The following is a 23,691-nucleotide window of genomic DNA, read 5'->3' as shown; positions in this document are numbered from 1 at the left end:
GCACGATAACGTCGTCGGCATGGATGACTTTCGCGCTCTGGTCGCACGGCAACACGAGGATCGCATCGACGCAAAGGTCGAGACGCTCACCGAAGCAGACCTGCCGCCCGGTGAGGTGACCATCCGCGTTGCGTACTCCAGCGTCAACTTCAAGGACGCCTTGGCGCTCACGCCGAAGGGTGGCGTTGCGCGTGACTACCCGCTGGTACCGGGTATCGACCTGACTGGTGAGGTGGTCGCGTCGTCGTCGGACGACTTCTCGGTCGGTGACGCCGTCCTGGCCCACGGCTACGAGATCGGCACCGGCCGCCACGGCGGCTATGCCGAATACGCGCGGGTGCCCGCCGACCAAGTCGTCGCGCTCGGCTCTCTGACACCGTATGAGGGGGCCGCGATCGGGACTGCGGGCTTCACTGCTGCGATGAGCGTGCAGGCGTTGATCGCGAGGGGCATCCAACCCGACGACGGCCCCATCGTCGTCACCGGTGCCACCGGCGGCGTGGGGTCGGTGAGCGTCGACCTGCTGTCGGCGGCGGGCTACCACACGGTCGCGTCGACCGGGAAGAGCGGCGCCGAGGAGCGTCTGAAGGCCTTGGGTGCAGCGGAGGTGATCCCACGACTGCCTGCCGATCCGGACGCCAAGCCGCGGGCGCTGGGCAAGACGCGCTGGGCGGGGGCGGTGGATTGCGTTGGCGGGGCCACCCTGGCCGACGTGCTGAGCACCGTCTCCTACGGCGGCGCCGTGGCGGCCAGTGGGCTCACCGGCGGGCCTGCGCTCAACACCACGGTGATGCCGTTCATCTTGCGCGGCGTCGCCCTGCTTGGCATGGACTCGGTGATGATGCGAATTGGCCCGCGGCGCGAATTGTGGGCGCTACTGGGCGGATCACTGAAGCCTCAGCGTCTGGCGCACATCACCCACGACGTCGACGTCAAGGACGTCGTCGACGTGATCGATCAGGTGCGGGCCGGTGCGTTCTCGGGCCGCGCAGTCGTGAAAGTGGCGGGTGGGTTCTAAACCCACCCGCCACTTGTCACACTCGAATCAGTCGCCTCAGAGGAGGTGGCTGATCAGGTCGGGCTTCATCTGCTGCAGCTGCTGACCCCAGTACGGCCAGTCGTGCGTGCCGGTGTCAGGGAAGTTGAAGACGCCGTTCTTGCCGCCCGCTGCGATGTAGTTGTCCTGGAACGTGCGGTTGGTGCGGATGGTCAGGCCCTCGAGGAACTTGGCCGGCAGGTTGTTGCCACCGAGCTCGCTGGGGGTGCCGTTGCCGCAGTAGACCCAGATGCGCGTGCCGTTGGCGACGATGGTCGGGATTTGCACCATCGCGTCGTTGTACTGCCAGGCCGGATCGGTCTCGGCCGGGCCCCACATGTCATTGGCCTTGTATCCGCCGGCGTCACCCATCGAGAGGTTGATCAGACCGGGCCACTGGCCCTCGGACGGGTTCAGGAAGCCCGACATCGAGCCGGCGTAGGAGAACTGTCCCGGGTGGTGCGCCGAGAGGACGAGCGCGGCGCCACCGGCCATCGAGAGTCCGACGGCTGCGTTGCCGGTGGACTTGACCTCTTTGTTCGAGGCCAGGTACGACGGCAGTTCCGAGGTGAGGAAGGTCTCCCAGTTGTAGGTCAGGCAACCGGACTTGCCACACGCGGGCTTGTACCAGTTGGAGTAGAAGCTCGACTGACCGCCGACGGGCATGACCATCGACAGACCCGAGTCGAGGTACCACTCGAACGCCTGGGTGTTGATGTCCCAGCCGTTGAAGTCGTCCTGCGCGCGCAGACCGTCGAGGAGGTACACCGCGGGCGAGTTGGGTCCGCCGCTCTGGAACTGGACCTTGATGTCGCGTCCCATCGAGGGCGAGGGGACCATGAGGTACTCGACCGGGAGGCCGGGGCGCGAGAACGCCCCTGCGGTCGCACTGCCACCTACCGCGCCGATCATGCCGGGCAGCAACAGCACCGCCATGGTCGCCATCAGTAGTCGGCGCGTCCAGCGCCCGAGAACACCGTCAAATGACATCTACGAATCCATCCAGTTCCTGTTACGGGTACACCGACGATTTGTGCGATGAGGAATCGCCCCAGCGGCGACGGGATCACCGCCGGCCGCGCCCGCGCAGCCGTAGCAGGCGGACCTGAGTATTAACTTGTCGACAGGAAGTAAAACATGGCGCTGCGACCGCCAGCCACTCTGCCAGGCGTCGATCTGATGACGCGTGCGTCAACCGAAGGGCATTTCAGGACCCCAAACTGGGGTCTTCGGGGCGCTCGAGGTCCATCGCTTGGGCGAACGACACGACGGCACCAGAGGCCGATTTCTGCTGACACTACGACGGAACGACCAGCCCTTGGACAGCCGTCGCCCTTGCCCCCGTCGAGAAATAAAAGTAACGTCAGTTTCAGTTTTGCTCGATCGCATCGTCGCGTGAACGTGGAGGCAGCCATGGAATCGTTCGTCCACCTCCGCAAGGGCAGGACACCACGACGGCTCCACGCCGATCTCGACGGGCTCAAGGACGACGAGCTTGGTCGCGGGGGCTTCACGGGCCGCACGGCCAACGTCTACCGCCGCAACGATCCGACGGCCTACCGGACGGTCGGCCCGCTGCGCCCAGTCGACGTGCTGTCCAGCGAGCTGAAGCCGACCGACGCCACGGACGCCGACGGCGCTCCCCTGCTGATGTTCTCCAACGCCGACTGCCTGGTGCTGCTGTCGCGACGCAGTGAGCCCATGCCGTACTTCGCGCGCTACGTCGACGGCGACCTCCTGTCCTTCGTGCACCAGGGTTCCGGCGTCCTCGAAACCGAGTTCGGCCCGGTGACCTATCGCGAGGGCGACTGGGTCTACCTCCCCAAGGCCTGCACCTGGCGTCAGGTCCCCGACGGTGAGACCACGCTGCTGATGATCCAGGCGACCGACGAGTTCCGGGTGCCGCCGCCGGCGCAGCTGGGCAGACACTTTCCGTTCGACCCCTCCCAGGTCGTCATCCCGGAGCCCGCGCCGATCGACGACGGCGAGGGACCACACCAGGACGGCGAATACGAGGTCCGGTTGATCCACTCCGACATCGAAGGGGCCGGCACGACGTCCCTGTTCTACCGGCACCACCCACTCGACGTGGAGGGCTGGCGCGGCGACAACTTTCCGTTCACCTTCAACATCGCCGACTACAACGTGGTGACCTCCGACAGTGTGCACCTGCCGCCGACCGTTCACCTGTTCATGCAGGCGACGGGGGTCTACGTGATGAACTTCCTGCCCAAGCCGGCCGAGGGCACACCGGGCACCGAACGCACCCCGTGGTACCACCGCAACGTCGACTTCGACGAGATCGCGTTCTTCCACAGCGGCTCGCTCTACGGCATCCCGATGCCGCCCGGCCTGATTTCCCATGCCCCGCAGGGGGTTCATCACGGCGCGCCGGAGAAGGCCCGCGAGCGAGCCCGTCGCACGTTCGACGAATACTCCCGGGTCGACTGGTCGGTCATCTCGATCGACACCCGCCGCCGACTGGTGCCGTCGGCGGAGGTACTGGCCAACGATCTGGGGCAGCACTAGTGACCGCCCCGGCCAAGCACGACTACGAGCGGATCCCCTACCTCGTCGCCTACCAGAACACCTCGGGCGTGCGCGACGTCTACGGCGGCGTCGCCGAGCTGGTCGTCCTGGAGAGCTACCTGCTCAAGCCCGACCGGCCCAGCGACACGGTGCTCGTCTTCATGCACCCCATCGGCGGCGGCGCCTACCTTCCGATGATCAACGGCCTCGCCCGCGCCGGACACCACGTCATCTACTGCAACAGCCGCTTCCGCGGCACCGACTCGGCACTGCTGATGGAGAAGGTGGTCGAGGATCTCGGCGAATGCGTCAAGGACGCGAAGACTCGGCTGGGGTACGAGAAGGTGGTGCTGGCCGGCTGGAGCGGCGGCGGTTCTCTGTCGGTGTTCTACCAGCAGCAGGCTCAGCACCCGACCGTCACGTCGAGCCCGTCCGGTGACGGCCCCGACCTCACGACGCTGGGGCTCACCCCCGCCGACGGGATCATGCTGCTCGCCGCGCACGTCAGCCGCCACGGCACGCTGACCGAATGGCTGGACGCGTCGATCCTCGACGAATCCGACCCGACGAAGCGTGATCCCGAGCTGGACCTCTACGACCCGACCAACCCCCATCAACCGCCCTACACCGAGGCATTCCTCCAGCGTTACCGCGCGGCCCAGATCGCCCGCAATCGACGAATAACCGCGTGGGTCTGGCAGAAACTCGCGGAGCTGTCCGAGACGGGCCGGCCGCAGGACGAGTTCGCGTTCGTCGTACACGGCACCATGGCCGATCCGCGCTGGCTCGACCCGACGGTGGATCCCAACGAACGCACCCCCGGCAGCTGCTACCTAGGCGATCCTCAAGTGGTGAACGACTCCCCCGTCGGCCTCGCACGGTTCTGCACGCTGCGCAGCTGGCTCTCCCAATGGAGCTACGACGACGCCAACGGCGACGCCGTGGCGGCCGGGCCCGACATCGCGGTGCCCACCCTGGTGATCGGCAACCTCGCCGACGACGCGTGCACCCCGAGCCACACCCGTCGCCTGTTCGAGGCCATCGGCCACCCCGACAAGGAGATGCACGAAATTCCCGGTGCCAACCACTACTACGCCGGAGCCGACCAGCGCGACACCCTGCGACAGGCCGTCGGCGTCGTCGGTGACTGGTTGTCACGGCACGGGTTCGACCAGTGACCACCGGTCCGCTCGACGGAATCCGGGTCATCGAGGTCGGCACGTTGATCTCAGGTCCGTTCGCCGGGCGGCTGCTCGGCGACATGGGGGCCGACGTCGTCAAGATCGAGCCGCCAGGCTCCCCCGACCCGCTGCGCACCTGGGGCCAGGCCGAGGTCGACGGACATCACTTCTTCTGGACGGTCCACGCCCGTAACAAGAAGGCCGTAACCCTCGACCTGCGGGAACCCAAGGGCCGCGCCCTCTTCCTCGACCTCGTCGAGCGTTCCGACGTCATCGTGGAGAACTTTCGTCCCGGCACGCTGGAGAAGTGGGACCTGGGTTACGACGTTCTGCGCGAACGCAATCGGGGCATCATCCTGGTCCGGGTGTCCGGCTACGGACAGACGGGCCCGGACTCCCACAAGGCGGGCTACGCCTCGGTGGCCGAGGCCGCCAGCGGATTACGCCACATGAACGGCTTTCCCGGCGGGCCTCCCCCGCGGCTGGCGCTGTCCCTCGGGGACAGCCTGGCGGGCATGTTCGCCGCGCAGGGCGCGCTCGCCGCGCTGTACCGGCGGACGGTCACCGGTGAGGGCCAGGTGGTCGACGCCGCCCTGACCGAATCCTGCTTGGCCGTCCAAGAATCCACGATTCCGGACTACGACGTGGGCGGTGTGGTGCGCGGTCCGTCCGGCACCCGGCTCGAGGGCATCGCGCCGTCCAACATCTACCCGACCGCCGACGGCAGCTGGGTGGTCATCGCCGCCAACCAGGACACTGTCTTCCGGCGGCTGTGCTCCGCCATGGGCCGGCCCGAGCTCGCCACCGACGCCCGCTTCGCCGACCACATCAGTCGCGGCCGCAACCAGGACGCGATCGACGAGATCATCGGCGCATGGGCGGCCGAGCGGCAACCCGCCGACGTCATCGCCACTCTGAGCGACGCCGGGGTGATCAGCGGACCCATCAACACCGTGGCCGAGGTCGTCACCGACCCCCAACTACTGTCCAGGGGCATGATCGCCGACCACTGGGATGAACGCATCGGGCGCAACGTCAAGGGTCCGGGTGTGGTGCCGGTGCTCTCCGAATCGCCGGGAACGATCCGCCACGGCGGCTCCTTGGCGCCCGGACAGCACAACGACGAGGTGTACGGCGAATTGCTGGGTCGCTCGGCCGACGAGCTCGACCAGTTGCGCGCGGAGGGCATCCTGTGAGCGTCGGCGAGCACGTCACCATCCGCGAGGTGAGCCTTCGCGACGGTCTGCAGATCGAGGCACCAATCCCGTTGTCCGCCAAGCTCGCTCTGCTGGAGGCCATCGTCGCCACCGGCGTACGGGAGATCGAGGCCACCGCCTTCGTCTCACCATCGAAGGTGCCCGCGCTCGCCGACGCCGCCGCACTGGCCGCGGAACTGCCGCGCTTTCGCGAGTCGCACGGCGTCGAATTCTCCGCACTGGTCGCCGGGCCGGGTGGGGCACACCGCGCCGTCGCCGCCGGAATGGGGTCGATCGAGTACGTGGTCTCCGCCGCCGACGGTCACAGCCAGGCCAACGTCGGACGGTCGACGGCCGTGTCGACCGATCTGATCGCCGACATCGCGCGCATCGCGCACGACGGCGGCGCCAGCGTCGAGGTAATCGTCGCCACCGCGTGGGACTGCCCGTTCGACGGACCGACCGACCCCGGTCGGGTGCTCGACGTGGTCACCGCCGCAGCCGAGATCGGCGCCGACCGGATCGCCATCGCCGACACGATCGGGACCGCAACCCCGGGACGGGTGAGCACGCTGGTCGGACTCCTTGGCCCGATCGTCGGCGACCTGCCCTTCGGCGCCCACTTCCACGACACTCGCGGCGCCGGACTGGCCAGCGCCTACGCCGCCGTCACCGCAGGCATCCGACGGCTCGACGCCTCGGCGGGCGGCCTGGGCGGATGCCCGTTCGCACCCGGCGCCAGCGGCAACATCGCCACCGAGGACCTCGTCTACCTGTTGCGCGACAGCGACATCGGCACCGACGTGGATCTGCCGGCCGCCATCCGGGCAGCCGACGTCGCCCGGACCGTCGTCGGACACGACCTGCCCAGCGCGTTGTTGCGTGCCGGCGACCGGATCCTGGGCTGACGCTCGGTGTCGTCGCCGGACGCGCTCACCGCGAAGGGTCGCCAAACCCGCGAGGGGATCGAGCTGGCTGCTCGAAAGCTGTTCGCCGAGCGCGGTTTCCACGGTACGACGCTGGCCGACATCACGGCGGCTGCCGGGAAGTCGTCCGCCTCCTTCTATCGGTATTACACCGACAAGGAAGACCTGCTGTACTCGCTGGCCGAGTCCTTCCTCCACGACGTGGTGATGCCGTCGGGTCTGACGGTGCACCTTCCCGAGTCACCGCAGGACACCGAGTTCTTCACCGCGGTGGTGACCGGTTACTGGAACATGTTCTCTCAGAACATCGGCATCATGGTCGCCGTCAACCAGTTGGCCGATACCCGGCCGCGGTTCGCCAACGTACAGAACGAGTTTCGCCGTTTCGGCGTCGACATGGTCGCCGCGACGATTCGCCGGGCCCGGGAACAGGGATACGCCGCCGACGTCGACCCCCTGCTCACCGGCGCGGCAATCGCGCTGCTGTTCGAGAACTTCACCGTGGTGGCGCTGCGCCCGTCCGGACTGGGCGTCGAGGTCGGCGACGCCGACGCCATCACCACGCTGTCCACCATCTGGCGCAAGACCCTGTACGGCGACTGAGGAGACGATCACCGTGGATTTCGCCTTGCCGGAACATCTTCCAGGCCTGCTCGCCGAGATGGATGCCTTCATCGACGCGGAGATCACACCGCTGGAGGCCGAACACCTGCAGTACTTCGACCGACGCCGGGAGTACGCCCGCACCGACTGGGACAACGGCGGTGTTCCGCAGCGCGCGTGGGAGGATCTGCTCGACGAGATGCGTCGGCGCGCCGACGCGGCGGGCTGGTTGCGCTACGGCCTGCCAGCCAGGTTAGGCGGCCGCGACGGCACCAACCTCGACATGGCCGTCATCCGGGAACACCTGGCGCACAGGGGTCTCGGGCTACACAACGACCTGCAGGACGAGTCGTCGATCGTCGGCAACTTCCCTCAGGTGATCATGATGGACCGGTTCGGCACCGAGGAGCAGAAGCGGGAGTGGGGCGAGGCCCTGCTCACCGGCGAGCGCTCGATGGCGTTCGGGCTCTCCGAACCCGACCACGGTTCCGACGCCACCTGGCTGGAGACGACCGCCGTACCCGACGGGGACGGCTGGGTGATCAACGGCACCAAGCGGTGGAACACGGGCGTGCATCGCGCCACCCACGACCTCGTCTTCGCGCGGACGAGCGGCTCCGCAGGATCCCCGGTGGGCATCACGGCGTTCCTGGTGCCGTGCGATTCGCCGGGGTTCAGCGTGCCGTTCTACTGGTGGACGTTCAACATGCCGACCGACCACGGCGAGGTCGAACTCGAGGACGTCTGGGTGCCGTCCGACGCGGTGCTCGGCGACGTCGACCGCGGGCTGGAGGTCGGCCAAACGTTTCTGCACGAGAACAGGATTCGCCAGGCAGCCAGCAGTCTGGGCGCGGCCCAGTATTGCATCGGCCGGGCCGCCCAGTACGCCTCCGAGCGCGTCGTGTTCGGCAAGCCGCTGTCGGTCAACCAGGCCGTGCAGTGGCCGCTGGTCGAACTGCAGACCGAGGCGCAGATGGTGCGGCTGCTGGTCTACTACGCCGCCTGGCACCTCGACAAGGAGCACCACATGGAGGTCTCCGACAAGGTCTCGATGGCCAACTACCGCGCCAACCGGTTGGTGTGCGAGGCCGCCGACCGGGCCATGCAGGTTCACGGCGGACTCGGCTACAGCCGCCACGAACCGTTCGAACACATCTACCGACACCATCGCCGCTATCGAATCACCGAAGGCGCGGAGGAGATTCAGATCAGACGGGTCGCGCAGCGGATGTTCAGGTTCGGCCGGTCGTGACCCCCGACGAGCTCGCACCGGCATTGGCCGGGGCACTGAAGCCGTCGCTGGGTGCCGTCACCGTCTCCGGCCTGCGGGTGCTCACCGGCGGCGCCAGCCGTGCCACGTGGGCCTTCGACGCCGTCACCTCCCACGGCACGCGACCGCTCATCCTGCGGATCGGCCCACCCGACGAGATTCACGCCGGCATGCGGCTGGAGGCAGCGGCCCTCACGCGGGCCGCCGCCGCAGGCGCACCGGTGCCATACGTCCTGATCGCCGAGGATTCGGCGGAGACGCTGGGCAACCCGTTCCTGGTGTGCGACTTCGTCGAGGGCGAGACGATCGTGCGACGCATCCACCGCGCGCTGGACGACGCGTCGCGAGCCGCCCTGCTCGAAGAGTGCGCGGCGGCGCTGGCGGCCATTCACCGCGCCGACCCCGCAGGCATCTGCCTCGAGGAGTCCGATCAGCTCGAGGCGTGGCACCGCCAGCTCGACGAGATGGCCGACACCACGGCGACGTTCGAGTGGGCGTTTCGATGGTTGGCGGCGCACCGCCCGTCCCCGTCGCCGACGGTGTTGGTACACGGCGACTTTCGTATGGGCAACCTGATAGTCAACACTGCGGGGCACACTGCGCGGCTCGCCGCGGTCCTGGACTGGGAGCTCACCCACGCCGGCGAGGCCTACGAGGACCTGGCCTGGTTCTGCATCCGCGCGTGGCGTTTCGGCGCACCGCGGTCACTCGCCGCGGGCGGCCTCGGCAGCATCGAGGACTTCTTGGCCGCCTACGAGGCGGCGTCGGGAACCACCCTGGATCGGTCTGCCGTGCACTGGTGGCTGGTTCTGGCCACCCTGCGGTGGGGTGTGATCTGCCGCTACCAGGCCGAGCGGCACCTGTCCGGCCAGACCCGGTCGGTGGAACTGGCCGCCATCGGCAGGCGCGTGTGCGAAACGGAATTCGACCTGCTCACCTTGCTCGAGAGCGCGTCATGACCGGCCCACACGGCCGGCCCACCGCCGCCGAACTGGTCGCGGCGGTGGCCGAATTCCTCGAAGGCGACGTCAGGGCGGCGACGTCCGGTGCGGTTCACTTCCATGCTCGCGTCGCCGCCAACGCGCTGCGCATCGTGGAACGGGAACTGCTCGAAGACGCCCCCGCGGTACCGTTGCTCGGCTTCGACGACGAACACGCGCTGGCCACCGCGATCCGCGCCGGCGACCTCGACGACCGAGGCGCCGAGGTCCTTGCGACTCTGCACGGCCTCGTCGCAAGCCGACTTGCGGTCTCGCATCCCGGCTACGACGCGGAATAGCGGCTCATCGACGCCGCACCCGCGCCAGCCAGGCAGGCTCCTCGACGACGGTGCCGACTGGCAGGCCGAGCGCCTCCGCGTGCGCCGCTCCGACGATGCCTCGGTAGGTCGTCACGTCGAGCGACTCGACCTCCCAACCGTCGGCGAACGCGGCGCGAATGGTCCGTTCGTCGACCGACGGTCCGAAGCCCCGGCCGGCGTCGGAGAGGGCCAAGAGGTGCAGCAGCCCACCCGGCCGAATCGCGCGATGCAGGCTGGCGACATACCGTGCGCGGTCGGCGTCGTCACCGAAGACGTGGAACAGGGCACTGTCGACGACGGTGTCGTAACCAGGGTCGGAGTCCAGGGCCGTGGCGTCGCGGACCTCGAACCGCGCGTCCACGCCCTTGGCCACCGCGTTGGCCCTGGCCTGCGCGACGGCGTTGGGCGCGAAGTCGACGCCTAGCACGTCGTACCCGAGGGTCGCGAGCAAGATGGTGTGCTCGCCAAGTCCGCACCCGGCGTCGAGCACCCTTCCGTCGATAGCGCCGGTCTGCTCGAGTGCGACGACCGCGGGCTGGGGTTCGCCGATGACCCAGGGCGGACTGCCGGATTGGTAGGCCTCGTCGAATCTGTCCCTCGCCGGTGTGGTCATGCGTCGAGTCTGCAACCTCAACCGGGGTCGAGGTCAAGGGTGCGGCGACGGCAGTCTCACGACGCCCGCGGCACGGTGGCGATGCACGTTTGCACCCTGGGCGTCAGCCGCTGCGGCAGCGCACCGGCCCGAGCGCAGGTCCGCAGGATCTCCTCCGGTGTCTTGGCTTCGAAGACGCCGTAGAGCGCGTCGTCGGCGGGCACGGACACCGTCATCACCAGCCTCACCCGGGCGGCGTCGGTCGAGACCTCCTCCGCGGCCAAGGCCATCATGTTCGTAAAGCGTTCGACGGCAGCCTCGGTCAATTCGATGCGGTACCACTCGGCAAGGAAACCGGCCATCAGTCTTCCCCCCTCGCCGGGCGGGCCCAGGTGTCGGCGGCCAGGCGATGGCGCAACTCCACGCGGTTGCGGATGCCGAGCTTTCGGTAGACGCGCCCCAGGTTGCCTTCGACCGTCTTCGCACTGATGAACAGCGCGGAGGCCACCTCCTTGTTGCTCATGCCGGCGGCGGCCAACTCCGCCACGCGCCACTCGGCAGATGTCAGGCGGGTGTCCTGTGCCCTGGACGACCGGCCGATGTGCGCCAGTTCCGCCTCCGCACGTGCCGTCCACAGCGGCGTGCCAAGACGTTCGAAGGTGGCCCGTGCTTCGTCGAGCGTGGCCCGAGCGACGGTGCCGTGCCGCAAACGCCGTTGCACCTGGCCGAGCACCAGCTGTGTGCGCGCACGTTCGAACGGCGAAGGGACGAGCGCGTGTTCGGCCATGGCGGACGCCACTGCGCGCTCCGCGTCCCCCAATTCGCCCCGTGCGGCCATGAGCATGCCCTGGCAGCGCGCAGCGGTCGCGGCCATCCAGCGATGGTCCAGCCGTGCTGCGCTGTCGCGCAGCAGCACGACCAGGCGCTCCGCGTCGGCAAGGGCCTTGACGGCGATCATCGCCTCGACCGCGTCGGGAACCGACTGGAAGGTCGTCATGTCCACGGCGGCGGCCTGCTGCCAGCGGAAGATCAACGGCCGCAACACGTCGAGCGCCTGGGCATGATTGCCCAACGACACCTCGAGAAAGCCGAGCGCGATGATCGGCCACGGGGTGGCCCATTGGCCGTCGGATGCCGACGCGTCCCCCAGCGCGGCCTCGGCCTCGATGCGAGCGTCGTGTTCGCGCCCGGCGTACGCCGCGGCCAACGAGGCGGAGACGGCGGCCATCATGTGGACGTGCGTGCCGCCGACCTGTTCGGCCCTGACGGCAAGGCTCTCGGCGACGCGCGCCGCCTCGGCGTACCGGCCCAAGCCGACCTTGGCCATGGCAGAGTGGAATTCGATCCACGACAGATCGGCGTCCTCACCGCGGGCGGCGAGCCGATCCATGACCGCGGCCAGCGCGATTTCAGCCTCTTCCAGCCGCCCCATCCAGACGAGGATCACTGCGTTCACCGCGTGCGCGCTGAGACGCACGCAGGTGGTCACCTCGAGGTCCTCGAGGTCCATGGCGCGATTCAGGGTCGACTGATCGAGACCGAAGCCGCGGCGGCATTGCAGCGAAACGTGAACGGCCAGTGCTCGACTGATGGCGTGCGGGTCTTCGAGTCGTTCGGCGTAGGTCATCGCCTGAACGGAGTGCCGCTGTGCGCCGTCGCCGTCGCCGAGCGACGAGTGTGCCACTGCCGACACGAGATGGACGCACATGAGCGACTCCGGCCGTCTGACCGCGTCGCTCGTCGCCAACTGAAGTACGTCGGTGGCATCGCGAAATTCGCCCCGCGCCATCAGGGTACGGGCGACGAGCAGCCGCGCATGGGCCCGTTGGTCACCGCCGGAGGGGTCGGCGATCACGGACTCCGCCAGTTCTCGGCATCGGTCCACATCCCCGGCTCGGAGGTGTTGACGGGCGGCAGCGAGTCGCCGCTCCACCGTGTCACCGCCGAGGCCGATCGCCAGTTCGAGCAGTTCCGCCGCAGCGGCCGGGTCGTACTGGACGCTCTCGTCCGCGACGGCGGCGTCGAGCGCAGCCAGAGTCGCCGGGTCGGCGGTCACGGCGGCGAGCGCCATGTGTCGGGCCCGCTGCGCCGGCAGCGATTCCATGTCGGCGATGGCGCGGTGCAGCGCCCGACGCGTGGACGGTCTGGCGCGTCCGTAGACACCGTGGGCGAGAACCGGGGGCGTGAACCGCACCCGGTTTCCCTCGATCGCAATGATCCCGTCGGTCTCGGGCTCTTCCAACAGGTGCACGAGGCGTTCGACCGGCGTCGAGGTGATCGCAGCCATCACGTCGACCGTGGGATCGTCGACGCATGCCGCGGCGAGGAGCGCCCGCTCGACGTCGTCGTCGAAGTGACCGATCGCGTCCTCGAGCGCCTCGACGATCGACGGTGGTAGCGCCGTCGTCGAGATGGTCGGGCCCATCACCTGAGCGAGTTCCACTGCGTAGGAGGGGTTTCCACCGGAGACCTTCGCTATTCGCGCCATCGTGCGGCGCGGAAACGGACGACCGAATCGTTCGGCGATCATCCGTTGCAGGCTGCGCACGTCCATCGGCCCGATCGTCAGCCGTGACAGCGCGCCCGGACGGTCGAGCTTCAGCCACGCCGTGGCCCCGTCCGGCCCCGTCCGTTCGGTCAGCAGGAGTCCGACGCGGCCGCGCAACCGGCGCGCCGCGAAGGCGAGCAGATCGCGACTCGCGGTGTCGATCCACTGCACGTCGTCGACCGCGATCAGCACCGGACCGGCATCGGAGAGTCGGTTGACGATCGCGGTGAACGCCGCCACGACGGCCCGCTGGTCGTCGTCGAACTGGTGCCGATCCAGGTGTAGCAGGTGACGCTCGACCGCCCGGCGCTGCACGTCTGGCAGCGACGTCACCAGTTCGGATTCGAGATCACCGGCGAGCACCGACGCGACACCGAAGGCCACATCGCCCTCCCGCTCACTCGCCCTGGCCGACAGCACCCGAAAACCGGCCTGGCGCGCGCGCTCCGCGACGGCCGCCCACGCCGTGGTCTTCCCGATACCCGACTCACCGTCGATCACCAGCGCAGCGGGTTCGCGAGTGGCGCCGGCCAGGAAGGCGGAGACCTCTTGGGCCCCGTCGACGCCATTCGGCACCGTGCCCGTCGAGCGCCGTGCCCCGCTCCACCCGGGATCGGAGGTCGGACGAGCCGTCCGCTGCATGGGTGCCTCCTGCGTGCCGCTCACCGGGGGGATGGTGATGACGGGAGCGTAGGAAGATGGCGACCGACGCGTCACGCGTAGTCACTACCTGTCTTCGCCCGAATGCTTCTGCGTACCCGGTAGCCGAATTAGCGTGACTGCTATGGAGCCGACCCCCGATGCCATCCCCGACGAGATCGACTACCTGGTGATTGGCAGCGGATTTGGCGGCTCCGTGGCCGCGGCGACGCTCGCGGCGCCCGGCCGAGGGGTGTTCCTGCTGGAGCGCGGCAAGGCCTACCCTCCCGGTTCGTTCCCCCGAACTCCCGACGAGATGGCGGAGAACTTCTGGGACCCGTCCAACGGGCTGCACGGCCTCTTCAACGTCTGGTCCTTCGAGCACGTGGACGCAATCGTCGCGAGCGGCCTGGGCGGAGGGTCCCTGATATATGCGAACGTGATGCTCGAGAAACCCGAAGCGTGGTTCACCCAACCCATGGCGGGCGGCCACGGCGACGAGGTGTGGTCGTTCACCCATGCCGACCTCGTCGAGCACTACGAGGCCGTCAGAAGAGTCCTCCACGTCGACGAGTTGCCGGAGGAGTTCGTCGCCGACCACTCCCCCAAGACGTCGAGGTTCCTCGACGCCTCCGAGGGGATGGGGAGATACGCCCCGCTGGCCGTGCGGTTCAGGAACGCCGCCGGCGATCCGGCCGTCGGCGCCGCATTGGACCCGGAGCCGTACGGCAGCATCTTCGGCACGCCTCGCCGGACGACGTGCCGCATGGTCGGCGAATGCGACATCGGGTGCAACGAAGGCGCCAAGAGCAGCATGGACCACACGTTCGTATCGCAGGCACATGCTGGCGGGGCCACGGTCTACACCCGGACGGAGGTGCGCTCCCTTCGTAGGCTGGACGACGCCGATCAGCCCTACCGCTTCGAGGTGTCCTACGTCGTGCATCCGCCGTGGGCCGAGGGCCACGTGAGGGACACGCGTCTGGTCGAGGAACACACGATCAAGGCCAAGCGCGTCGTCCTCGCGGCCGGCGCACTCGGCTCGACGTTCCTGATGTTGAAGAACGCCGAGACGCTGGGGCTGCCGCCGAACTCACCGGTGGGCAGGAGATTCTGCGACAACGGCGACCTACTCGGGCTGGCGTCGCCCCGCCGCGCCGCCCAGGACTTCGCGGCGAACAAGGGTCCGGTGATCACTGCGTACCGTGAAATCAGCGACGAGTCCGGTTCCGAGGATGGTGTGCCGCCGGTGCGAATGTACCTGCAGGACGGTGGAGTTCCGACGATCATGCTGTGGATCCTGAAGACGATCGACGCTCCTGGCTTGATCAGTCGACTCGTCAAGGACGGCCTTGGCTACTGGTGGCAGCGTGTCACGAAGGGCAACGACAACAACGTCTCGGCAGAGGCAAGTCGTGTCATGGGAAGGTCACCGGGGATCGCCCGGAGTCTGCCGATCCTGGCCATGGGTGAAGACGTTCCGGGCGGTCGACTGTCGCTCAACCGCGACGGCATTCTCACCAATTCGTGGACGCCCAAGGAGTCGGCGGCGCACTTCAACGAGGTGCGCCGCCACATGAACTCGCTCAAGGAGCGTCTCGGGGCCCGCTTCGAGAAGAACCCCGACAAGAAGACCGAACGCACGATCACCGTCCATCCGCTCGGTGGCTGCCCGGCCGACACCTCGCGTGTCAGGGGGGTCGTCGATTCCTTCGGACGCGTGCACGGGGTTCCTGGGCTGTGGATCGTCGACGGCTCGGTAATGCCCGGGCCATGCGGGGCGAATCCGTCGCTCACCATTGCGGCCTTTGCCCGACGGGCCGCCGTCGAGTTGCTCCGCGAAGAGGTCGACGAACCGCCCCCACCGGCTGAGCCCATGGTGCTCGAGGAGTGATCACCAGCGGGCCCGGCGCAGATAGGTCTTGGCCAGCCCTCGTACGAAGAATCGCGAATAGGTCAGTACGGCCCCACAGCGGTTCGCGCCGCTCGCCCCGCCGAATCCCCGCATCGTCACGAGTTGAACCAGGAACCCCCACGGCGAGATCTTGACGAATCCCGCGGCGCTGCTCGTCTGGGCGGCTTTCCCCATCGTGGCGTGGACGACGAGGTGTGCCGTCGTGGTGTCGCGCCACAGATGCCAGCTGGGCTGCAACAGCTTTCGCGCCCGCACGTCGTAGACCCGATCTCCGTCGACGAAGGTGGCGGTGTAGAGAATTTCTCGAACTCGGCGGCGGTCCGGCCCTACGCCCGGCTTGAACAGGGTGAACGTGCCGTCGTTCGACACTGCACACACCCCGAGCACCGGGATGACGAGTTCGGCCCGCAGCCCGGCGACGGGCAATTCCTGCATGACGAAGTCGTCGACGTCGTCGACCTTGACGTCGGCATGAATCCACGCGGCGACGGCACCCACGGACTCGAACCCGGCGACGGGGTCGGAGGTACGCAGGGACACTCGTCCCGTCATGGTCTCGCTGAACCGCAACCCCGTCACGGGTCCTCGCTCAGCCACTCGACGATGTGGGGGAACACCTCGACCGAGGCATGCTTGCCGAGGAACATGTCGAGGTGCCCGTAGCCTTCGAACTCCTTGAAGCCATGTCTGGGCGATCCTGCTGGCACGTGGGAATTGAAGAACGCGTGTGACGCGCGCATGGCCTCGGGCAGGAACGTCCGGTTGTCGGCGCCGGTGATGAAGGTGAACTTGGCCGTCGTCCTCGGAGCCTCGATTCCGAGGAGCTCGGGAATCTCCCGATAGTCCCTGGCGGGCACCAGATGTTTGGCCACCAGGCAATCGAGGGTCTGCCGGAACAGGCTCACGGGCACGTGCGCGAATTCGCCGGAGATCCAGTCGTGCGTTCCGGCGTCCAGGTTGCGATGGCTCCACAGGGTGGGAAATCCGACGCCGTAGACGAAGCTCGAATGCTTGCACACCTTGTTCCGACACTCGTGGTGCGTCACGTCCACCATGAAGTCCATGACCTTGGCGGCGAAACTCGGTGGGTACAAACCGAATTGAGGGTCGAAGAAGTTGGTGAGGCGGCCGAGGGTCGCCATGGCGAGCGGCAACTTGATGGCGGCCGCCCGGCGCACCTTCGGCGTCATCGCAGTCGAGTTGGCGACCACCCGGGTCACTTCGGGCAGCAGTCCGGAGGCGATCGACATCGTGAAGGCGTGCGAGCCTTGACAGTGCACCACCGCCTTAACCGTGTCATGTTCGGTGATTTCGCGAATCGTCGAGACCGCGGCGGGAAAATCGAAGACTGCCGCGTCGTCGAGGGTGTACTCCGACGGCTCGAGGTCGATGCTGGCGCGCCAGTTGACCATCCACACGTCGAAGCCCGCCGCCGACAGCATTGCCGGCAGCGTGACGATGCCCGGTGGGCAGAACAGGTTGGCCCGCACCCCCGCGCCGTGAACCATCATCACCGGACCCCGCGGCGGCACACCGTCCACCGGCCGAAGGCGACGGAAGTTGAGCCGAAAACCGTCGCCGGCCGTAAACCACACCGTTTCCACCGGAGGCAACCGCACCCCGGCCGGCGACCTCAGCACGATGTCGGTCTGCAACGGGTCGGGCGGCGCGGCCGGAACGTTCATCAGCGCACCGTCGTCGCCAACGCCGACCGGTCGGGCAGACCAAGTTTCATGCAGGCCTTGTAGACGTGCCCCTCGACGGTCCGCACCGACACCGAGAGTTGGGCAGCGATGGCCTTGTTCGTCATCCCCTGGGCCACCATGACGGCGACCTCCTTCTCACGACCGGTGAGGGGGGACGGGTTCAGCACCTTCTCCAAAGCAGGTGTCGCCGGGTTCCCGCAGCGCTGCGACAGGGCCGCCGCATGCGCCTTCGCCAACGCTTCGCCGGCCCGGTCCCCTGCGGACCGATGCACGTTGGCCGCCTGCGCGGCAGCGTCGGCCGCGGCGGCCAACATTCCCGCCTCCTCCAGGCTCACCGAGACCCGATCCAGCCCGGCGGCGTCCTGATCGGCCAGCGCTTGGCCGTGCTCGATGCACGATCTGCCTGCCGCGCAATCGATCCGAGCGTTGATCCGGCGCGCGGCCACCACGGCGCCGACGTCGCCGAGCCGCAACGCATCCTGCACGGCGCGCAATGCGACGGCAGCTTGTCCGGATTGCTCGGCCACGTGGACGGCGTCCCTGGCGGCGGCGACGGCGCCGCGGAGGTCGCGCGCAGCCGCAAGTGTCCATGCTCGCGCCAGGGCCAGCTCGGGGGCGTACAACTCCGAACGCATGCCGTGCGCTGAGATCGCACGTTCCAGGGCGACGGCGGCCTCGGCCGAGTGACCCTGTTGGCCGAGTGCCTGCGCCAGGCCGATGAGAGCCAACGGCCCCCAGCTGTAACCGGTTGCGGTGAGCGCCGCGGCAGCCTGCCGAAAGAGCGTTGCCGCCTCGTCGAGTGAACCCCGTGCGACGAGGACGTGACCCAGCACGACTTCGCCGATCGCCCGCCCGGGCTGTTGGAATTCGGAGAAGCCTGCGTAGTGGCGCGCCAGGTCGACGGCCGAGTCGACGTCGGCCGCCATGATCGAACTCAGCGCCTGACCGAAGCCAATGGTGAACCGCAGCAACCCAGGATGTGTTGCCCCGAGCCCACGCCGAGCCAGTACCTCTACGTCGTCGAAGCTGCCCATCCGGGCACTCGACAGAGTGGCCGTCGCAGCGGCCCAGGCGACGGCGAGATCGAGTGCCTGGGGTGACTCGAGGACGACCGTGGCGACTCGGATGGCATGTGCGGGATCACCGGAACTCATGGCAAAGGTGGCGGCCAAGGCGTCGAGGGTGTGGAAGGCGGCAGGCTCGGAGATCCTGGCCCGCATGTCGGCCAGGTAGCTGACCGCTTCGCGTGATTCCGACAGCATCCAAAACCTGTTGGCGGCCTTCGGAAGCGTCCACGCGGTGAGGTCCCACTCCGAGAGGGTGTCCGGGTCGACGGGCTTCAGAACCTCGTCGGCATCCTTCCCACGGCCCTGCCACGACAAGGAATGTGCCAGGGGCAGCCGCGCCGACAGATCCCCGGTCTGATCGAGCGCGCCGCGCGCCAGCCGTTCCCCAAAGGCCAGATCGCCCATCCGCATCGCTTCCCACGACAGGGCGACGAGGTCACCTGCCTCAGGTGGGTCGTCGGTGTCGAGGGCAAGCCCGGCGATCCTCAGCCGGCCGCTGATGTCGGTGCGCGCGGCGGCCGACAACTGTGCGACGAGCATCTTGCGCAGTCTGCGGACGGCGAGCCGCCCCAGCCCGGAACGGATCCGCTCGGTGTACAGCGGGTGAAAGGCATGCACCACGAGGTGTCCGCCGTGATCGCTCACCGTCACCGCGCCCGCCGACTCGGCGCGGTCGACGGCATCGAGACCGACCATCTCGGCCAGATCGGAGACCGCCAGCGGCTCTTCGATCGCCAGGAATTCGAGCACGGTTCTGACGTCGGGCGCGAGACCTCTGAGATGTTCGTCGACGAGAGTCGACAGCTCTGGGGTGAGGGTCATCTCGCCACGCAGCTGCCAGACGCCCTCGGCTTGGCGAAGACTGCCCGTCTCGACCGCAGCCACGACGAGGTGGCGAAGGTACAGCGGGTTGCCCTGACTCACGCCGTACATCCGATCGGCGCTAACGGCCTCGACCGGGCCGCCGAGCACCTGCTCGAGGATCGCCGCCGATTCCTCGGCGTCGAACGGAAGGATGTCGCAGCGCGCGAGGAGTTGGTCCTTCCACAGCGCGGTGACCGCATCCGGGCAAGTTTCGCCGTCGCGGACGGTCAACAACAGGCGAACCGACCCGCTGAGCGCGAGCTGGTGAACGAGCGTCGCCGACAGGGTGTCGAGGTGGTGGGCGTCGTCCACCACGAGCATCAGACCGTGGTCGGCCTCGCGGCGGAGCGCGTGCTGCGCGGCCCGCAACAACGTCGCGGGTTCGTCGGCACCGGTGAACTCGACGAGGTGACTGAACGCGCCGAACGGGACGAGCTTCGCAGACCCGGTGGCCGACACCCACCGGGTCGCGATGCGCGACTGCTCGTTGGCGACGGCACGCGCAACCGCGCGCGCCATGACGGTCTTGCCCACTCCGGGGGCCCCGACGAGGACCGCCCCGCGGCCGGTGTCGAGGGCCGACTGCAGACGTTGGCGCGTGGCACCACGACCGGCCGTCATCCAGCGAACCCCCACCACGGATGGATCCTATGCCTGACCCCGCGCTGCCGTCGACAGTACGATTCGAGGCAACCGACGACCACGAAACGGCCCACATCGGGAGCATGCGGCGAAGGCGTATTCGCGCCGCGCGCGGGGTGCCCGGCCGTAGCATCGGCAGCGTGCCCGACGCGCCCCTGAAGATCCTGGTCTACAGCGACAACGCACGCACTCGCGAACAGGTGCGCAGCGCTCTCGGCACGCGAGTACACCCCGACCTTCCCGAACTCGAGTACCTAGACGTGGCCACTGCGCCCGTCGTCGTGGCGAACGTGGACCGGGGCGGCGTCGACTTGGCCATCCTGGACGGTGAGGCCAGCCCGACCGGCGGTCTAGGGCTGGCCAAGCAACTCAAGGACGAGGTGGCGAACTGCCCGCCGATCCTGGTGCTGACGGGTCGCCCGGACGACGCGTGGCTGGCGTCGTGGTCTCGGGCCGAGGCGGCGGTGACGCATCCCGTGGACCCGATCCGACTCGGGGAGGCCGTCGCGGCCCTGCTGCGGCCCGCGCCCAGCTAACGCACATGAAAAAGGCTGGCGCCATTGGGATCTCGCGATCATGGCCGTTGGAGCCATCGGTGCGCCGCCGATAGATCGGATCCTATCCAAAATGCGCCACCTCGGCGGTTGACGAGACTAAGCTGTGTCGTAGCTCACATCGACGGCCCAACGAGGGAGCGACACCGCTGTATGAATGCCTACCTGCCCATCCTGGTTCTCGGCGCCATCGCGGCGCTCTTCGCGGTCGGATCGGTCGGAATCGCGGTGCTCATCGGGCCGCGGCGCTACAACCGGGCCAAACTCGAGGCCTACGAATGCGGTATCGAACCCGTCGCGCCGGGTTCACCCGGTGACCTGCAGACCGGACAACGATTCCCGGTGAAGTACTACCTCACCGCGATGCTGTTCATCGTCTTCGACATCGAAATCGTCTTCCTCTACCCGTGGGCGGTGGCCTTCGACTCACTCGGCACCTTCGCCGTCGTGGAGATGCTCCTGTTCATGCTGACGGTCTTCGTCGCGTACGCCTACGTGTGGCGGCGCGGCGGGCTGAGCTGGGACTGATTCGACATGGGACTCGAAGAACAACTGCCCGGCGGCATTCTGCTCTCGACGCTGGAGAAGGTTGCCGGTTACGTCCGCAAGGGATCGTTGTGGCCCGCGACGTTCGGGCTGGCGTGCTGCGCCATCGAGATGATGGCCACCGCCGGCCCGCGCTTCGACATTGCCCGCTTTGGCATGGAACGGTTCTCGGCGACGCCCCGCCAGGCCGATCTGATGATCGTGGCCGGCCGGGTCAGTCAGAAGATGGCCCCGGTCCTGAGACAGGTCTACGACCAGATGGCCGAGCCGAAATGGGTTCTGGCGATGGGGGTCTGCGCCTCCTCGGGAGGGATGTTCAACAACTACGCGATCGTTCAGGGCGTCGACCACGTCGTCCCGGTCGACATCTACCTGCCGGGCTGCCCACCACGGCCGGAGATGCTGCTCAACGCGATCTTGATGTTGCACGCCAAGATTCAGGAGATGCCGCTGGGCGTCAACCGGGCGGAAGCCATCGCCGCCGCCGAGGAGGCGGCCTTGGCCTCCCGGCCGACGATCGAACTCAAGGGGCTGCTGCGGTCATGACGGCAGCCGACGGGCCCGAGAAGATCGGCCAGCGCCGCGGCATGTTCGGCGTCAAGGGCAGCGGCGACACCTCCGGCTACGGCAGGCTGGTGCGCGAGGTGGCGCTGCCGGGCGGTTCGCCGCGTCCCTACGGCGGCTACTTCGACGACGTGGTCGACGCGTTGGCCGCCGCCCTTGGTGACGACGTCTTCGCCGCGGCCGTCGAGCGCGTCGTGGTGTTCCGCGGCGAGCTGACCCTCGACGTGCGGCGCGAACACCTCGTGGCCGTCGCCCAAGCTCTACGCGACGACGCCGCCCTGCGATTCGAACTGTGCCTGGGCGTCTCGGGTGTGCACTACCCGGCCGACGTCGACCGCGAGTTGCATGCGGTGTATCCGCTGATGTCGATCACCCACAACCGGCGGATCCGGGTCGAGGTCGCCGCCCCAGATGCCGATCCCCATGTGCCATCGCTGTTTTCGGTGTATCCGACGACGGACTGGCACGAACGCGAGACCTACGACTTCTTCGGCGTCATCTTCGACGGGCACCCGTCCCTCACCCGCATCGAGATGCCCGACGACTGGGTGGGCCACCCGCAGCGCAAGGACTATCCGCTGGGTGGCATCCCCGTGGAGTACCACGGAGCCGAGATCCAACCGCCCGACCAGCGGAGGTCCTACAACTGATGACACCCCCCACGAACCCGCCTCAGGAGACAGTCGTCACGGTGGGCGGTGAAGACTGGCAGGACGTGGTCGACGCCGCGCGCGACGGGGCCGTCGCCGGTGAGCGCATCGTCGTCAACATGGGGCCGCAACACCCGTCGACCCACGGCGTCCTCCGGCTGATCCTGGAGATCGAGGGCGAGACCATTACCGAGATCCGCTGCGGAATCGGCTACCTGCACACCGGGATCGAGAAGAACCTCGAGTTCCGCAATTGGACGCAGGGCGTCACGTTCGTGACGCGGATGGACTACCTGTCGCCGTTCTTCAACGAGGCGGCGTATTGCCTCGGGGTGGAGAAGCTGCTCGACGTCACCGACGAGATCCCCGAACGCGCCAGCGTCATCAGGGTCATGCTGATGGAGCTCAACCGGATCTCCAGCCACCTGGTGGCACTGGCCACCGGCGGGATGGAACTGGGCGCGATGTCCGCGATGTTCTTCGGTTTCCTCGGCCGCGAGCAGGTGCTGTCGGTATTCGAGACCATCACCGGGCTGCGGATGAACCACGCCTACATCCGCCCCGGCGGGCTGGCCGCCGACCTGCCGGACGAGGCCATGCCACTGCTCGAGGAACTGCTGCGGACGATGCCAGCCAAGCTCGCCGATCTCGAAGACCTGTTGAACGAGAACTACATCTGGAAGGCCCGCACACAGGGCATCGGATACCTCGACCTCACCGGCTGCATGGCGCTTGGCGTCACCGGGCCGTGCCTGCGCTCCACCGGTCTTCCCCACGACCTACGCCGCGCGCAACCGTACTGCGGCTATGAGACCTACGACTTCGACGTCATCACCACCGACGAGTGCGATGCGTACGGCCGCTACATGATTCGCGTCCGGGAGATGCGCGAGTCGCTGAAGATCGTCGAACAGTGCGTGGCTCGCTTGAAGCCCGGACCCGTGATGATCACGAACAAGAAGCTGGCCTGGCCGGCCCACCTCGAGCTCGGCCCCGACGGGCTCGGCAACTCACCCGACCACATCGCCAAGATCATGGGCGGCTCGATGGAGGCCCTCATCCACCACTTCAAGTTGGTGACCGAGGGCATCCGGGTCCCGGCGGGCCAGGTCTACGTCGCCGTCGAGTCGCCGCGGGGCGAGCTGGGCGTGCACATGGTCTCCGACGGCGGCACCCGGCCCTACCGCGTGCACTACCGGGATCCGTCGTTCACCAATCTGCAGGCGGTGGCCGCGATGTGCGAGGGCGGGATGGTGGCGGACGCGATCGCGGCGGTGGCGTCGATCGACCCGGTGATGGGCGGCGTGGACCGGTGATGAGCGCTTGCGCGAAGAACATGCGGCCCCTGAGCGCTCGCGCGAAG

General features: G+C 68.0%; 22 protein-coding genes. 15 read left to right on the top strand and 7 right to left on the bottom strand.

Going from position 1 to position 23,691, the window contains the following annotated elements:
• The first annotated feature begins 19 nt into the window (after window positions 1-19).
• Window positions 20-1,018 carry an acrylyl-CoA reductase family protein gene (locus tag H7K45_RS16885; RefSeq protein ID WP_263996942.1) on the top strand — a complete coding sequence of 333 codons (999 nt, stop codon included), beginning with the start codon at window positions 20-22 and terminating at the stop codon, window positions 1,016-1,018.
• A 36-nt stretch (window positions 1,019-1,054) separates the two neighbouring features.
• Here the strand turns inward: H7K45_RS16885 and H7K45_RS16880 are convergent, their stop codons facing one another.
• On the bottom strand, window positions 1,055-2,026 hold the full coding sequence (locus H7K45_RS16880; RefSeq protein ID WP_263996941.1) for an esterase family protein: 972 nt from the start codon (window positions 2,024-2,026) through the stop codon (window positions 1,055-1,057).
• Between the two features lie 423 nt (window positions 2,027-2,449).
• On the opposite strand from H7K45_RS16880, the gene H7K45_RS16875 reads away from it, so the two are divergent.
• The 8 genes from H7K45_RS16875 to H7K45_RS16840 are packed head-to-tail and all read left to right on the top strand — an operon-like array spanning window position 2,450 to window position 10,020.
• Window positions 2,450-3,565: a homogentisate 1,2-dioxygenase gene (locus H7K45_RS16875; RefSeq protein ID WP_263996940.1), complete on the top strand. Its 1,116-nt coding sequence runs from the start codon at window positions 2,450-2,452 to the stop codon at window positions 3,563-3,565.
• Window positions 3,565-4,743: an alpha/beta hydrolase family protein gene (locus H7K45_RS16870; protein WP_263996939.1), complete on the top strand. Its 1,179-nt coding sequence runs from the start codon at window positions 3,565-3,567 to the stop codon at window positions 4,741-4,743. The genes H7K45_RS16875 and H7K45_RS16870 overlap by 1 nt, the downstream gene beginning before the upstream one ends.
• Window positions 4,740-5,942: a CaiB/BaiF CoA transferase family protein gene (locus tag H7K45_RS16865; RefSeq protein ID WP_263996938.1), complete on the top strand. Its 1,203-nt coding sequence runs from the start codon at window positions 4,740-4,742 to the stop codon at window positions 5,940-5,942. Before H7K45_RS16870 ends, H7K45_RS16865 begins: the two co-directional genes overlap by 4 nt.
• Window positions 5,939-6,850, top strand: coding sequence for a hydroxymethylglutaryl-CoA lyase (locus tag H7K45_RS16860; protein WP_263996937.1), 912 nt, complete (start codon window positions 5,939-5,941; stop codon window positions 6,848-6,850). The genes H7K45_RS16865 and H7K45_RS16860 overlap by 4 nt, the downstream gene beginning before the upstream one ends.
• 6 nt (window positions 6,851-6,856) lie before the next feature.
• Window positions 6,857-7,471 carry a TetR/AcrR family transcriptional regulator gene (locus tag H7K45_RS16855; protein ID WP_263996936.1) on the top strand — a complete coding sequence of 205 codons (615 nt, stop codon included), beginning with the start codon at window positions 6,857-6,859 and terminating at the stop codon, window positions 7,469-7,471.
• 13 nt (window positions 7,472-7,484) lie between these two features.
• Complete coding sequence (locus H7K45_RS16850; protein ID WP_263996935.1) at window positions 7,485-8,723, top strand: acyl-CoA dehydrogenase family protein; 1,239 nt, start codon at window positions 7,485-7,487, stop codon at window positions 8,721-8,723.
• Window positions 8,720-9,700, top strand: a complete 981-nt coding sequence (locus tag H7K45_RS16845) for a phosphotransferase family protein (RefSeq protein ID WP_263996934.1) — start codon at window positions 8,720-8,722, stop codon at window positions 9,698-9,700. Before H7K45_RS16850 ends, H7K45_RS16845 begins: the two co-directional genes overlap by 4 nt.
• The gene (locus tag H7K45_RS16840; RefSeq protein WP_263996933.1) at window positions 9,697-10,020 is read left to right on the top strand and encodes a DUF6285 domain-containing protein; all 324 of its coding nucleotides are present in this window, start codon (window positions 9,697-9,699) and stop codon (window positions 10,018-10,020) included. Before H7K45_RS16845 ends, H7K45_RS16840 begins: the two co-directional genes overlap by 4 nt.
• 4 nt (window positions 10,021-10,024) lie before the next feature.
• On the opposite strand, the gene H7K45_RS16835 is transcribed toward H7K45_RS16840, so the two are convergent.
• The 3 genes from H7K45_RS16835 to H7K45_RS16825 are packed head-to-tail and all read right to left on the bottom strand — an operon-like array spanning window position 10,025 to window position 13,847.
• Complete coding sequence (locus tag H7K45_RS16835) at window positions 10,025-10,654, bottom strand: class I SAM-dependent methyltransferase (protein WP_263996932.1); 630 nt, start codon at window positions 10,652-10,654, stop codon at window positions 10,025-10,027.
• 56 nt (window positions 10,655-10,710) lie between these two features.
• Window positions 10,711-10,995 (bottom strand): hypothetical protein, encoded by a 285-nt coding sequence (locus H7K45_RS16830; protein ID WP_263996931.1) that lies wholly within the window; start codon window positions 10,993-10,995, stop codon window positions 10,711-10,713.
• Window positions 10,995-13,847: an AAA family ATPase gene (locus H7K45_RS16825; RefSeq protein ID WP_263996930.1), complete on the bottom strand. Its 2,853-nt coding sequence runs from the start codon at window positions 13,845-13,847 to the stop codon at window positions 10,995-10,997. Before H7K45_RS16825 ends, H7K45_RS16830 begins: the two co-directional genes overlap by 1 nt.
• A 118-nt stretch (window positions 13,848-13,965) precedes the next feature.
• Between H7K45_RS16825 and H7K45_RS16820 the strand changes: the two genes are divergently transcribed.
• A complete protein-coding gene (locus tag H7K45_RS16820) occupies window positions 13,966-15,714 on the top strand; it encodes a GMC oxidoreductase (protein WP_263996929.1) in 1,749 nt (582 codons plus the stop codon).
• On the opposite strand, the gene H7K45_RS16815 is transcribed toward H7K45_RS16820, so the two are convergent.
• The 3 genes from H7K45_RS16815 to H7K45_RS16805 are packed head-to-tail and all read right to left on the bottom strand — an operon-like array spanning window position 15,715 to window position 19,993.
• Window positions 15,715-16,314 carry a hypothetical protein gene (locus H7K45_RS16815; protein WP_263996928.1) on the bottom strand — a complete coding sequence of 200 codons (600 nt, stop codon included), beginning with the start codon at window positions 16,312-16,314 and terminating at the stop codon, window positions 15,715-15,717.
• A complete protein-coding gene (locus H7K45_RS16810) occupies window positions 16,311-17,420 on the bottom strand; it encodes a hypothetical protein (RefSeq protein WP_263996927.1) in 1,110 nt (369 codons plus the stop codon). Before H7K45_RS16810 ends, H7K45_RS16815 begins: the two co-directional genes overlap by 4 nt.
• Window positions 17,420-19,993, bottom strand: a complete 2,574-nt coding sequence (locus tag H7K45_RS16805; RefSeq protein WP_263996926.1) for a helix-turn-helix transcriptional regulator — start codon at window positions 19,991-19,993, stop codon at window positions 17,420-17,422. The genes H7K45_RS16810 and H7K45_RS16805 overlap by 1 nt, the downstream gene beginning before the upstream one ends.
• Window positions 19,994-20,097: 104 nt before the next feature.
• On the opposite strand from H7K45_RS16805, the gene H7K45_RS16800 reads away from it, so the two are divergent.
• The 5 genes from H7K45_RS16800 (at window position 20,098) to nuoD (ending at window position 23,644) form a co-directional block, all read left to right on the top strand.
• Window positions 20,098-20,550: an Rv3143 family two-component system response regulator gene (locus H7K45_RS16800; RefSeq protein ID WP_276069901.1), complete on the top strand. Its 453-nt coding sequence runs from the start codon at window positions 20,098-20,100 to the stop codon at window positions 20,548-20,550.
• Window positions 20,551-20,721: 171 nt separating this feature from the next.
• A complete protein-coding gene (locus H7K45_RS16795) occupies window positions 20,722-21,096 on the top strand; it encodes an NADH-quinone oxidoreductase subunit A (protein ID WP_263996924.1) in 375 nt (124 codons plus the stop codon).
• 6 nt (window positions 21,097-21,102) lie between these two features.
• Complete coding sequence (locus H7K45_RS16790; protein ID WP_056555646.1) at window positions 21,103-21,660, top strand: NuoB/complex I 20 kDa subunit family protein; 558 nt, start codon at window positions 21,103-21,105, stop codon at window positions 21,658-21,660.
• Window positions 21,657-22,328: an NADH-quinone oxidoreductase subunit C gene (locus H7K45_RS16785; RefSeq protein WP_263996923.1), complete on the top strand. Its 672-nt coding sequence runs from the start codon at window positions 21,657-21,659 to the stop codon at window positions 22,326-22,328. The genes H7K45_RS16790 and H7K45_RS16785 overlap by 4 nt, the downstream gene beginning before the upstream one ends.
• Window positions 22,328-23,644 carry an NADH dehydrogenase (quinone) subunit D gene (gene nuoD / locus H7K45_RS16780; RefSeq protein WP_263996922.1) on the top strand — a complete coding sequence of 439 codons (1,317 nt, stop codon included), beginning with the start codon at window positions 22,328-22,330 and terminating at the stop codon, window positions 23,642-23,644. Before H7K45_RS16785 ends, nuoD begins: the two co-directional genes overlap by 1 nt.
• The last annotated feature ends 47 nt before the right edge of the window (window positions 23,645-23,691 follow it).

It is taken from the genome of Mycobacterium yunnanensis (assembly GCF_025823185.1).
Taxonomy (GTDB): domain Bacteria; phylum Actinomycetota; class Actinomycetes; order Mycobacteriales; family Mycobacteriaceae; genus Mycobacterium; species Mycobacterium yunnanensis.
Note: the sequence above shows the minus strand (reverse complement) of the source record. Positions and strands in the feature narration are given on the sequence as shown.

What these genes read in the sequence shown, in the direction of transcription:
- H7K45_RS16885 (WP_263996942.1), top strand. Translation starts at nt 20, where the DNA reads ATGGATGACTTTCGCGCTCTGGTCGCACGGCAACACGAGGATCGCATC.
- H7K45_RS16880 (WP_263996941.1), bottom strand. Translation starts at nt 2,026, where the DNA reads ATGTCATTTGACGGTGTTCTCGGGCGCTGGACGCGCCGACTACTGATG.
- H7K45_RS16875 (WP_263996940.1), top strand. Translation starts at nt 2,450, where the DNA reads ATGGAATCGTTCGTCCACCTCCGCAAGGGCAGGACACCACGACGGCTC.
- H7K45_RS16840 (WP_263996933.1), top strand. Translation starts at nt 9,697, where the DNA reads ATGACCGGCCCACACGGCCGGCCCACCGCCGCCGAACTGGTCGCGGCG.
- H7K45_RS16835 (WP_263996932.1), bottom strand. Translation starts at nt 10,654, where the DNA reads ATGACCACACCGGCGAGGGACAGATTCGACGAGGCCTACCAATCCGGC.
- H7K45_RS16830 (WP_263996931.1), bottom strand. Translation starts at nt 10,995, where the DNA reads ATGGCCGGTTTCCTTGCCGAGTGGTACCGCATCGAATTGACCGAGGCT.
- H7K45_RS16820 (WP_263996929.1), top strand. Translation starts at nt 13,966, where the DNA reads ATGGAGCCGACCCCCGATGCCATCCCCGACGAGATCGACTACCTGGTG.
- H7K45_RS16810 (WP_263996927.1), bottom strand. Translation starts at nt 17,420, where the DNA reads ATGAACGTTCCGGCCGCGCCGCCCGACCCGTTGCAGACCGACATCGTG.
- H7K45_RS16805 (WP_263996926.1), bottom strand. Translation starts at nt 19,993, where the DNA reads ATGACGGCCGGTCGTGGTGCCACGCGCCAACGTCTGCAGTCGGCCCTC.
- H7K45_RS16800 (WP_276069901.1), top strand. Translation starts at nt 20,098, where the DNA reads ATGCGGCGAAGGCGTATTCGCGCCGCGCGCGGGGTGCCCGGCCGTAGC.
- H7K45_RS16795 (WP_263996924.1), top strand. Translation starts at nt 20,722, where the DNA reads ATGAATGCCTACCTGCCCATCCTGGTTCTCGGCGCCATCGCGGCGCTC.
- H7K45_RS16790 (WP_056555646.1), top strand. Translation starts at nt 21,103, where the DNA reads ATGGGACTCGAAGAACAACTGCCCGGCGGCATTCTGCTCTCGACGCTG.
- H7K45_RS16785 (WP_263996923.1), top strand. Translation starts at nt 21,657, where the DNA reads ATGACGGCAGCCGACGGGCCCGAGAAGATCGGCCAGCGCCGCGGCATG.
- nuoD (WP_263996922.1), top strand. Translation starts at nt 22,328, where the DNA reads ATGACACCCCCCACGAACCCGCCTCAGGAGACAGTCGTCACGGTGGGC.